Source organism: Bartonella fuyuanensis (genome assembly GCF_014197255.1).
Taxonomy (GTDB): Bacteria; Pseudomonadota; Alphaproteobacteria; order Rhizobiales; family Rhizobiaceae; genus Bartonella; species Bartonella fuyuanensis.
The window spans coordinates 70411-81422 of the sequence record NZ_JACIFE010000003.1 but is presented as its reverse complement, the minus strand read 5'-3'; the positions used below and the strand labels follow the sequence as shown (position 1 = coordinate 81422).

Below are 11012 nucleotides of genomic sequence, written 5' to 3'. Positions count from 1 at the left end.
GAAGACTCCGTGAGGGGAAGGATGCACTCTTTGAGGGCTGAGTGCATCCTCGAGATTGGAGTCTTCCTTTGAGGGTGGGAAGACTCCGTGAGGGGAAGGATGCACTCTTTGAGGGCTGAGTGCATCCTCGAGATTGGAGTCTTCCTTTGAGGGTGGGAAGACTCCGTGAGGGGAAGGATGCACTCTTTGAGGGCTGAGTGCATCCTCGAGATTGGAGTCTTCCTTTGAGGGTGGGAAGACTCCGTGAGGGGATGGATGCACTCTTTGAGAATTGAGTGCATCCATAGGAGGACATATTCTATAAAAATAGACAAGAAATTTGTTTGTTTATCTTATCCCGATTGATTGTTGTATTTGCTATAAATTTTCATTATATTCTATGATAATTAAGATATTTTTGTGCTTTTTTATTGTTTTTTTCTTGACTTTTTTCGTTCATAGAAGCTTTTCAAGGTATTTTCCGACAGCTTGTCTTTTTATTTAGCCAATTGCAATTGGCTAAAAACTTCATTTATTTTAACTGATTCACCTTCTTTCAAAGAATAGTACTTTATAATTACAATAAAATAATTCGTATAAACTTTTGGATTCTTGAGCGATATTAGTAAAGGGGAAATATTAGAAAGCGGGAATGCTAGAAGGGTTGTTGCATATATTTTGGTTTTATCTCTTAAAGCAGGAAGATTAATGTATTTGGAAAGACTATGAGATGAAGTGCTATGGATAAAGCTTCTCTCTATTTTTATTTGGTTTGGTGGTTCAAGCGTCATAGCTGCATGGAAATTACGCATTGTTTGATTTTTTAGAGATCTTATACTTTAGATTTTTCTAGGGGGGCTTTTGTTTTTTAATGGGATTATGCCCTTAATGTAAAATCGTATGTTTCAAACAAGAATAGAGTTGTGTTGTACAATTATCTGCTTATTTTAAAGAAACATAATGTTATTTTTTCTCACAATGAGATGGGTGTGTGGGAAGGTGGAGAAAGCTCTGGTGAAAGGGATAATTCCTTCGATAAAATTTAACTAAGAAAGAAGTTTGTACATTATATTATTTCGCTTTGCATGGAATGATAATCTTTGGACTTAAGTGTGTTCATAAGAGGTATTTTTCTTCTTTATCTTTGAAGTGTTTTATTCCATCCGTCTCTTCCACTATGTGCAAGGGAATGGTTTTTCCTGATTTAACATAAAATAGATTTGACATGAGAGAAGCCTATGATATTCATGTCACTTATTTTTAAGATGAATAACGGTCGATGATAATTATAAATCAACTTGTTGGTCTTATACGAGAAGAAAACCATCAAATATCAGAAAGTTCTGTTATACCGTAAAAAGACTATCATTTGAGGTTTGGGAATGTGAAGGAGCCTCCTTGATATGTTTTGGTATTTTTAAAAGTGTGGTATCTCGTTAGAGTAGGGCTTGCTTATTGTATCTTAAATTTAAGTGAAGCTCAGAAACGGAAGGCTAAGAGAGAATCATATCCGAGCTGTTTGTGGATTATTGCGTTAAGAATCTTCATCCTTTCTTTGGGGATGGGATGCAGATCAATTTTACAAAAGAAAGCTCTCCTATGCTACTTTGGGAAGGTATTCTGGGAAATCTTAGGGAAGAATAGAACAAAGTTAAAAAGGGATTGATTGGGGACAATATAATTATAAAAAAGCCCTTCGTTATATTCAGAGGACTTCAAAAATATGAGGATTCTCAATATTGATTTTAACAATATCAAAAAAATACCGCTTCGCGCGTAACAGAAAATTGAAAAGATAGCAATATAAAAATGCGTTCTACAAAAATTTTATGAGCAGTGGATTAAAACTTAATGAATGTTTCTTTTCAATTGAGGATTTATTCGAAGTTTGATAGCATTGCATATATATTTCAAGATGTTATGATGCATGTAACCATTTTGAATAAAATGGACTCTTTAATAAAAAATGAACATATTTATATGAGTCTCTCATGATTATAGACTGGGGTGGGTTAAGGGGCTTTGTTTTTAAGGGTGATATGCCTATTGATCGGGTTTAGTAAGGTCTTGTTCTTTAAGGGATGTGCTGTGGGGGCTTGAGTTATTTGACGGGGATGCTGTCATTAGATTGTTGAGCAGTGTAGGATTTAAGAATTTTTTTTCCTAAGGGTGGACAAAAGAGCATGCTGCCTTGAAGGGTGTAGGGAATTATTCAGAATGGTTATGGTTTGCATAGCCCCAATGAAATGCTAACAAGTCTAAACAATCTCGTAAATGATCGGCAAGGGAGTTTTGTTTGCGTTTTGATGAACTTAATTCTTTGATCGTTTGTCCATAGCCTATAACCTGCTCAAGCAGTGAATAGCCAAGAATTCCAAGTTGAACTTTGATTTTTTTTAAATGATTGGATGCTTCGATTTGGCGTTCAAGAGGGGGGGTATAACCTTGGCTACAGGCAATCTTTTCACGGGTGTAGTCAAGACTCATATAGAGATCGGCTTGACTTTGACGCCAGTAAAAATAAAACCGTTCTGCTGCTCTATATTGTGTTTTACTGATATGTCCTTTTGCATATAAAAGTGCAATGGGATGGCTTTGTGCATTGACAATGGCTTTTATGGTACGTGGATTGCTGGAACTTTCTGGATGATGGGGCTGAAAATAAGGATTACTCGTTTCAAAGGGAATTTCTTGCGTTTTTAAATGACCAATGTGCTTTCCTTTAGCTTGATCATTAAGAGGATAGGTTTGCGTGTTTTTTTTCTCTTGATGGGTCATGGTCATCTCCTTAAAAATTTTAAATTTGCTTCTTTATACAAAGAAATGGAATTGTCCTGTGGTATGTTTGGTGCGAAAAAAGTTTTTATGTCTGCTTTATTTATGTGAGGGAGCGTTTTTTTAAGGGTGAGAGGCGTCCTTTCTGGTGGCGTTGTCTTGGTTTATGTGGCCCACTGGGTGGGTACAGAGTGAGTTTCTTATGTGGATTTACTTTTTGAAAGATTGGCAGTTTGCTGCATGCTGGGCGTGTTCTTTAATTCCATTGCTGGGCAAGGGGCGTGATGCTGCATGACTTGGTTTTTATTGCTGTGAAAATGAGGTGTTGCGGGATTCCGAGGAAGGTATTTTTTTAAAATGTAGCATTTAGGATTTTTTTTGCTAGGGTCGCTACGTTTGTTTATGTGAAAGTTGAACATTTGGATTTGATTTAGTTGTGGTTTTCCTAGGTGGGGGTATTTAAGGTCCTTTGGAGTCTTGAGCATTGGGTTTACTTCTATAGGTGCAAGGCAGCTTGGGTTTAGGTTTTCATCCTTTGAAAAGAATTGGCAGTTTGCTGCATGCTGGGCGTTGTCTTTGGTCCTTACTTATGAAGGAGGTTTTACTTGAAGGAGTGGGGCGTATGGGTGGTTCTATGGGGTGGTGTTTATTGAAGTAGTTCGTGGTTGTTGCGTTGTGTTGGTTCGGCGCATATGGGAGAGAGGCCTACAAGGTACCCTGGTTTTTGATCTCGAACGATGGCGTATTTGCATGCATTGTTGGATTTTTTTCTTCTTTTTGTTCAGGAGGATGTAAGATGTGTTCGCGTTATGTGCGGGTGGTTCTTAAAAAAATGGGCATTCTGCTGCATGATAAGGTGTGATCTTTAATTTTACTGGGGAGCCTTAATGTCACACGATTTGTTTTTTTGCTGTTATTGGTATTTTGTTGCTTTTTTACTGTAGCCTTCGCTTTTATTTATAGGGCTGCCAAGAATTGTAGGATGACAGGCTGAATGGTTTGGAGGAGGCTGGTTTAGAGCTTTGTTGTCGTTTGCCCCTGGTTTTGTTTATCTGAGAGTGGAAAGTAGGAGTGGTTTTTTTGCGTTGTTTTTCAAAGGGAACACTGTTTTCTTGCATGGTTGGAGTTGTCCTCGGTTATCCCAGTTGGCGTTTATCCCATTTGGGCGTGAAGGAAGCCCATTACCGGGCAAATATTTCTGAAAGTGGTTGTATTTTGTTGCATGAAGGGTCTGGTTCTATGACTGGTTTACTTATAGAAAAGGAGAAGGGAATAGTCGTATCATAGAGATATTTTTGAAGGGAGTGTGTTGACAGGTTTGTTGAAGGTGCTTTTGCGTTCGCTTATACGAGAGCAAAGCAAGTCATTCTTGCAAAAGTTATGGCATCTTTTGAATTTTAGGCTGCGTGGCTGCATTTTGGGCTTTATCCTTGTTTTTACGCGTATAGACGCCGAACATCTTAGGTTTTGAGCGCGCTTTGGTTCTCGAATGAGTGGGGGTGGTCTTCATTTTTGGATTTATCTCTCCTTTGATTAAATAGAATATTTAGCGAACGCGGGTGATGGGGAAGGTGTTCTTCAAAAGAGTGGTGTTTGGGATTGGGCGTTCTAGATAACGCCGTGGGGTTAAGGGGTGTTCAGAGGAACAACGATAGCGATAGGTTCGTGGGTCAAACCAAAGTCCTATTTTCCCTTCAAAGTCACCAGAACGTTGTTTGGCGATATTCAAAATAACGCCTGGGCGTTTGGCTAAATCTGCTTTTTCTTGCGCTAGAGAGGCGGTAAAAATTTTGTCTTCTAAGGGGCGATTGCGCCAAATGGTGATGATGTTAAAAGCATTGGCACCAATTTCTGAGGCGCCTTTAATATCTTCTGTACCAGGAATATCTTTCTCTAAACCACTTTTGCGCGCATGAGCAACAAGGTGAATGTGCACGCTGTTTAAAACAGCCCAATCAACCATTTTATAAACCGCTTGTTCTTGTTTCGCATAATCATCAGAGGCAATGCCTAACCGCATGAGACTGTCAATGATAAATTGATCGCAGCCATAGCGTGCACGGCAATAGTCAAAGACATCAAGCAAAGTGTCAACACTCGATTTTCCAACATGTTCATAAAGAATAAGGCCATCATCTAAAAAATGAAGAATCCGTTCAATCATCTCTTGTGTTGGTTGTTCTAAACCACCCGTTTGTTTGGTTAAACGGCGTAAGGATTGTTCTCCTTTCATCTCTAAAGAGGCTAAGCAAAGGCGACTCTTTTGGGCAATCCAATGGGGAATACAGTCTGATAATAATTGACTTTTCCCTGCACCACTGGCACCGCTCCAAAGTGTTAATTCTGCTGGGCGGAAATACAATTTTCCATTCAGTTTAGGATAGGGAACCGTATAGCCAACATGTTGTTCAGGTTCAGGCCAAAACAGTCCTATGACTTTGTCTTTATAATCGGAGGCGTGCCGTAAGCCTGCTGGTGCAAAGCTTTTTGCTGAAGAAAAGGCAGCTTTTATGGTGGTTATATCAAGGCCAGCCATTAAACAGGCATTGGCATCCTTAAGGGGTAAGCGTACACGGTAGCAGCGGTGACGACCAAGCCTGTTGGCAATCTCATGGGCCGCTTCTTCGCCAGGTTTGTCCATATCGGTCGCTAAAAAAATTGTTTCAAAGGCTTCCAAATGATCAAATTCATTTTCAATCCAGTTATGTTTTCCTCCACTTCCTCCCCCAAAGGGAACAGAGACTGCTGGATATCCATAGGCGGCTAAGGAAAGTGCATCAATTTCTCCTTCGGTGATGACAAGAGTACGGTTCGTTGAAGAAAAAATTGGGAACGGTGTGGGGTCTGTTGAGGACCCTTGTTGGGTGGTGCGTGGGGTGGTTGGGTCTGTGGGGAAAAGGGCTTGCCAACCAAACAAAATCGGTTCACATTGTGCGGCAGTAGGTTTGGTTTTTGCTCCCGCTTGCGCCAGCCGTTCTTTAACTAAAGCAAGGGTGCCATCGGGTTTATAAAAGGGGAAAATTATTTTTTTGCCGTCTTCTCCTATGCGATAAAGCTTTATAATTTCTAGAGGAATGTGGCGTTCTTTGTGGAGATAAGTTTTTACGAGATTCTGCGGGGAATGCCCTGTAGGAACCGGAGGACGGCGATAAGAACGATGAGGCGCCATAAAGGGTTTGGGGCGCGTTAGATTGAGAGTCGCTCGTGCTTCTTCTAAGGCTTGAGAAAGGCTAATCCCTTTGACTTCACACCATAGATCTAAAAGATCTCCTCCAATGCCTTCGGCAAAATCATACCAAAGGCCTGCTTTACTGCCGCTTAGGCAGATCGATAAACTTTGACCAGCATCACCGCGTGTGTTGCCTACAATCCAATTGTTCCCTTGTTTGTGTCCTTGAGGAAGAAGCATTTCTGCTATCGTTTCTACGCGTGAGATAAGTTTTTGTTTGATTTCAAAAATTGTACTCATGGTCATTCGTTCGATGAATAGATTATCGTTTTTTTAGGTGTGAGAGATGAGGACGCTGTTTTTGCTGTTCTCGTCGTTCGATCTTATGACAAAATCCTTGGGTTTATAGAGGCCTTCTTTGCACTGGACTTGCATTTCATTGAAAGTTTCTGTAGCTTGCGTTGGTATCTGCTTGCCAATGCTCAGGAAAGCGGTTTCTTTGGGGAAAGAAAATATTGGAAGAAGGAAAAGTAGATGAAAAGACACAGTATTGGAGTGGGGGAGAGCTTTTAGAATGTGAGCAGAGTGGTTGATGTTGATTCGTTTTACTGGGTGTCCTGCTTAGCCAATTGTTGTTTTGTCGCCTATTATTTTGTTTAGTGTTGTTTCTTTTGTAATTTTGGAACATTTTTTCTCCCCTTCTCCGCACTTACTTGAAAAATAGGCTGTTTTATGTGATGTCAAACATTGTCCGTATAGTTGATAAGGCTACGGTAAAGGGTATCATTGTTTTCAGAGAGGAAAGATGAAGAGCTCTCATGTTTTTTCTGTTCGAGCCGTTCGATCTCACGGCGAAACCAATTGCGCCATGTGGCTTGCCAATCTGCTTTGAGAGCTTCTTTGCCACTCTTAGCTTGCCAGTAGTCACGAAATTTCTTAGCTTGCCAAAGAGCTTGCTCTTCACTTAGGCCTTCTGAAATGGCTGCGCCGATGTCTGCTTGCCAATGTTCAGGAAGGCGGTGCCCTTTGATAGAGGCTGAAGCAGTGGTTTTTTTTGTGGAAAAAGGTGGAATGGAGTTGGGGAGAAGAGCGGTGGATGGGTGATGCGTGATGGATTTTGTTTTCTCCCCCTTAACAAGTTGCACAATAGGGGCGGAGGAAAACTCAGATTGGGGAGTGCTTAAGGGGTGAGAATAGTTGGCTGAGGAACACGTTGTTTCTGCTTGAGAGAGCAGAAGAGGGGAAGAAAAAACCGAGGAGCAGGATGTTGGGACGCTTTGTGTGAGGCTCTTTTCGCAAGAGCGTGAAGATTCTGGCTCAGAAAACAAAACTGTCTTTTCTGAAACACCGTAAGGTGTTTCCTTTTCTTCTCCCTTTTGAGCTTCTAAGCTTTGTGGAGCATCTTTTGTACGCTCGTTGAGCATTTGTTGAATGTCAGCATTGATTTTCTTGCGTTTTTTTGCTGAAGAGCGCCCAGCAAAAGATTTTTGCTCAAGCAATTTTTCTCGCTCTTGAAAAATATTTTCGCAACGCTTGTTCCATAATCCATTGGCTAAATTTAAAATTTTGCCCTCTTGAATGAGCATGGCTAAAACATTGACAAAAGTTCTCTTGTCACAACCGCAAAGACGCGCTAAACGTTCTTCCGATATTTCTAGAGGACGCCCACGGGCATACATTTCATTAAGAAGAATTGTATAGATTCCAATTTCGTGGGCACGCATGCCGCGAACACCGCCTAGAAAGTCGTTTTGATACCAACAAACATAGGGAAGCCGAGATGATTCATAGTCAGGTGTTTCTTGTTGATGAGCATATTTCATACTATAATCTACTTTCTTCTTCTTTTAGACATTGTTATTGATGATAAAAGCGCAAACAGAAATGTGGATTGGGTTATGCTTGACTCTGGTCTATGGCCATATCAGGAGATGAGCTAGGGCGATTATAAATGGTTGGCCGGGCTTGAAGGGTATGTAAACTAGCAATTTGATATTGCTTAGGAAAAAAATAACAGAGCACAACATATCCTCCATGTATCCGATTTTGCGTATCAGCTTTAAAAGATGGTCTTTGGAGCCTGTAGGTGGTTAAAGTGGTTTTATGAGCTAAAAATAAAAAAATCCCCCTCCAAAAAGTCAAATTTATCTCCTTAATTTTATCCTTTTTAGAGGATAATGCAAGTCCGTTTTATAAAAAGGACGTGTTTTTTTTAAAAGACGCGCTATATGGTGAAAGTATGAATATCGATGGTTGGCGTCAAAGATTAAAGATCGCTTTGGAAAAAAGTGGGCGATCAAAAAGATCTATCTCCCTTGCTGCCGGTAAAGGTGCCGGGTATCTTCATTCTATTCTTGCTGAAGGAAAAGATCCAACAATCGAGTCTCTCTCGCGAATTTGTCACGAGATTGATATCAGTATGAATTATATTCTTTACGGTGAAGGTGCTAGTCTTGAAGATAAAGAATTTATAGAGCTGATTTCGAAACTCTCTCCGGAAGAGAGACAGGCGATTTTGACTCTGTTGCGGCGACCCGTTGACGTAGCTTCAGAATAATTTCTTTCCGTGTTTTTGAATCAAGACGACTCCAATATTCGATTAACATTAGATCACTCATTTTATCTCTCCTGTGTATTTATAATTGCGATTGAGTTAGAACAAATAGAGAACAATAAAAGGACGTGAGGAGAACAAAGAACAATAGATTTTTATTTATATAGGTCATTTGAATCCCGTAAAGATTTAAAATATATCTTTTATGGAGGATAAAATGATTGACATCTCTCCTATAGAGGATATAAGACTAACGCTATATTTGGTCTTGTCAAGCCAAAGCTATGTTTTATCAACTGTCTAAAGGGGGAAAATCATGAAAAATATTCCATTCGTTAAAGAGGATGAAATTATCATCATTCTGTGTGAGGATGAAAATCCTGATACTTATGAAGGACCAATCGATGAAATCGAAGAAGTGCTCGAACTGATTGAAGAATGTGAAACTGCCTATAAAATCTTACGACTCGATCTTACGACAGCTCAAGCTGAAGATGTAACCGAACAAATCGCTGATTTTTACGTCGACAATTATGAAGTGAAGGAAGAAAATCCGCAATTGCAGCCATTCATTTTGAATAGTGAAGCTTATCATATTTGTTTAGATGAAAAAGTGGCTAGCGATTATGAAGATAATCTCTATGGATCCTATGAAAAACAGCATCGTTTACGCCCATGTGATGTCTTGACAGATTATTGGTGGTGAACATGCCAAGTTATCTCAAGACTTTTTATCGAGGGTTTTCACTTTATTATGCTGGAAATACGCGAAATTTAATCAGACTCGAACCACAAAAACACAATGCTGTTCTCTTCATATCACAAGAAGCTGCTGAGAATATGGCAAAAAATTTAGAGAAAGAATATCTCCGTGATGATTTTTCTGTCGTGCAGGAGCGGAATTGAAAAAGAGTCAGCAAGGAAAGGATAAGCGAGGACATGAGGAGAAAATGTGGCGTGTTGTGCTTTCCGTTGATAAGGAAGGCGCTTGCGGCTTCTATCAAAAAGGTGATTCAGGAAATTTGCCAGTATAGAAAAAGAGGTATGAAGAAAAAACATGTCTGAGAAATAAGCAAGGGCATTGTTGGGGGTAAGATAGGGAGGCTGTTTGAGAACAAAAGGATAAGGAAGTGGGAAGCTGAGGTGAAAATTAAACCAGGGTAAAGATTTTATGGTGGAAACGTTGGCGTATGTTTTTTAGCGGCTCTTGTGTTTAGCAGCGTGCTGTGGGGCATGAGAAACTGTGGGAGTATGTTTAGCACGCGTTTCCACCAATTCTTGTATTTTCAGGGGCACAATATTTTAGGGGGGGTGTTCTTAGTTCTGTGAGGGGGGAATCTCTTATAAAGTGAACTGTTTCAAAGAGAAGATGTTGCAAAAAAATACCTTAAAGATAAAGGAGAAAAAGACGATGCCAATCATTATCGATTGTATTCAGGGAACAGAAGAATGGCAGAAAGCGCGGAATGGTTTGATTACTGCTTCTTTGTTTGAGATGGTTATGGCGCAAAAAAAGCAAGGGCAAAAAACTTCACGATATTATAATGTGATGATGAAACTAGCGGGAGAAAGAATTACTGGAAAAACCATTGACGAAGGGACAACACTTTCTATGCGACGCGGGACAGAGCTAGAACCAAGCGCACGACAGTTTTATGGGAAACTGACACAGACAGAACCTGAATGTATTGGCTTTGTTTTAGCAGATGATCGCAAGAAGGGATTTTCCCCCGATGCTTTTATTGGAAAAAATGGACTATTAGAAATTAAAACAAAAAAACCTGAAATTTTGATTCCTCATTTTACTCAAAAGGGCTTTCCAACAGAACATAAAGCACAATGTCAAGGCGGATTATGGATCTCTCAACGCGAATGGGTGGACTTAATGCTCTATTGGCCTGATATGCCACCTTTGATTAAACGTGCTTATCGTGATGAAACATATATTTGCAAGCTTGAAAATGAAATTAATCGTTTTAATGAGGCTTTGGAGAAAATGGTACAGCAAATTAAGAGTGTTGCGACAGGTTTTAGTATAAGAACACAAATGGCGTTGAAGGAGGAGAAAAACAAAAATCTTCGCATGAATGCAAGGCTTGGGCTAGAGAGGAAAAACAGAATGGGGGTGAGACGTGGAAGAAGAGGATCAGTCCAGCACTGAAGAGGTGTAAATCTCTAAAAGGCAAGTTCAGGGGGAAAAGAAGTGCTTCTTAGAAACCACTGCATGAATAATTCCATTCTATTAATTGTATTTTTATTCAGACGAGCTTACTTTAGTTCTTCCTTTGAAGCACAATCAATAATAGAAAAACCTTAATAGGAAATTCTCTCATTGGACAAGCTGGAATAGAAAATTTTTCAAGGCCTAATCATTTTTCTCGTTCTTCTGCCAAGATCTTCTTTATTTATTTTCTGTCTTATATATTTTTTGCAAGACAATGGATAGGAGAAGTGCTTCCAACCAAAAAATCATCATTCTTTGCGGGATGAGCAACTATAAAGCGCACTTGTTTCGATCACTGAAAAATAGAGCTT

At 39.8% G+C, this 11012-nt stretch carries 10 protein-coding genes; 7 read left to right on the top strand and 3 right to left on the bottom strand.

Annotated elements, in window-relative coordinates:
- Positions 1–2187: 2187 nt before the first annotated feature.
- Positions 2188–2757: a hypothetical protein gene (locus GGR08_RS02560; protein ID WP_183193839.1), complete on the bottom strand. Its 570-nt coding sequence runs from the start codon at positions 2755–2757 to the stop codon at positions 2188–2190.
- Between the two features lie 499 nt (positions 2758–3256).
- Here GGR08_RS02560 and GGR08_RS02555 point away from each other — a divergent pair, with 499 nt between their 5' ends.
- Together GGR08_RS02555 and GGR08_RS02550 are read left to right on the top strand one after the other, a co-directional pair.
- Positions 3257–3412, top strand: coding sequence for a hypothetical protein (locus GGR08_RS02555; RefSeq protein ID WP_183193838.1), 156 nt, complete (start codon positions 3257–3259; stop codon positions 3410–3412).
- 422 nt (positions 3413–3834) lie between these two features.
- Positions 3835–4041: a hypothetical protein gene (locus tag GGR08_RS02550; RefSeq protein WP_183193837.1), complete on the top strand. Its 207-nt coding sequence runs from the start codon at positions 3835–3837 to the stop codon at positions 4039–4041.
- A gap of 259 nt (positions 4042–4300) precedes the next feature.
- On the opposite strand, the gene GGR08_RS02545 is transcribed toward GGR08_RS02550, so the two are convergent.
- Positions 4301–6223, bottom strand: coding sequence for a toprim domain-containing protein (locus GGR08_RS02545; RefSeq protein ID WP_183193836.1), 1923 nt, complete (start codon positions 6221–6223; stop codon positions 4301–4303).
- A gap of 440 nt (positions 6224–6663) precedes the next feature.
- Positions 6664–7746: a YdaU family protein gene (locus tag GGR08_RS02540; RefSeq protein WP_183193835.1), complete on the bottom strand. Its 1083-nt coding sequence runs from the start codon at positions 7744–7746 to the stop codon at positions 6664–6666.
- A gap of 416 nt (positions 7747–8162) precedes the next feature.
- Here GGR08_RS02540 and GGR08_RS02535 point away from each other — a divergent pair, with 416 nt between their 5' ends.
- The 5 genes from GGR08_RS02535 to GGR08_RS02520 all read left to right on the top strand — a co-directional run bounded on the left by GGR08_RS02535 (position 8163) and on the right by GGR08_RS02520 (position 10638).
- The gene (locus GGR08_RS02535) at positions 8163–8480 is read left to right on the top strand and encodes a helix-turn-helix domain-containing protein (protein WP_183193834.1); all 318 of its coding nucleotides are present in this window, start codon (positions 8163–8165) and stop codon (positions 8478–8480) included.
- A gap of 313 nt (positions 8481–8793) precedes the next feature.
- Complete coding sequence (locus GGR08_RS02530; protein WP_183193833.1) at positions 8794–9183, top strand: hypothetical protein; 390 nt, start codon at positions 8794–8796, stop codon at positions 9181–9183.
- A gap of 2 nt (positions 9184–9185) precedes the next feature.
- Positions 9186–9383 (top strand): hypothetical protein, encoded by a 198-nt coding sequence (locus GGR08_RS02525; protein ID WP_183193832.1) that lies wholly within the window; start codon positions 9186–9188, stop codon positions 9381–9383.
- Complete coding sequence (locus GGR08_RS08515; RefSeq protein WP_281377799.1) at positions 9380–9511, top strand: hypothetical protein; 132 nt, start codon at positions 9380–9382, stop codon at positions 9509–9511. The genes GGR08_RS02525 and GGR08_RS08515 overlap by 4 nt, the downstream gene beginning before the upstream one ends.
- Positions 9512–9888: 377 nt before the next feature.
- A complete protein-coding gene (locus GGR08_RS02520; protein WP_183193831.1) occupies positions 9889–10638 on the top strand; it encodes a lambda exonuclease family protein in 750 nt (249 codons plus the stop codon).
- The last annotated feature ends 374 nt before the right edge of the window (positions 10639–11012 follow it).